This window comes from Shigella sp. FC1661 (assembly GCF_001712525.1).
Classification (GTDB): Bacteria; Pseudomonadota; Gammaproteobacteria; order Enterobacterales; family Enterobacteriaceae; genus Escherichia; species Escherichia coli.
In genome coordinates, this window is sequence record NZ_MDGW01000510.1 from 1 (window position 1) to 353 (window position 353).

1 protein-coding gene is annotated in these 353 nt (G+C 54.4%); it reads left to right on the forward strand.

Features of this window, described 5'->3' with window-relative positions; all coding sequences use genetic code 11:
• Positions 1-54: 54 nt before the first annotated feature.
• A partial coding sequence (locus BFF42_RS21410) for a transposase (RefSeq protein WP_000165131.1) occupies positions 55-353 on the forward strand: 299 nt, incomplete at its 3' end.

The window sequence follows — 353 nt, forward strand, 5'->3', positions numbered from 1 at the left end:
TGAACCGCCCCGGGAATCCTGGAGACTAAACTCCCTGAGAAAGAGGTAAACAGGATGACTAAAAATACTCGTTTTTCCCCCGAAGTCCGTCAGAGGGCGATTCGTATGGTTCTGGAAAGTCAGGGCGAATATGACTCACAGTGGGCGGCAATTTGTTCCATTGCCCCAAAGATTGGCTGTACACCGGAGACTCTGCGTGTCTGGGTACGCCAGCATGAGCGGGATACCGGAGGCGGTGATGGCGGGCTCACCACCGCTGAACGTCAGCGTCTGAAAGAGCTGGAACGTGAAAATCGTGAACTGCGCCGCAGTAACGATATCCTTCGCCAGGCTTCCGCTTATTTTGCGAAGGC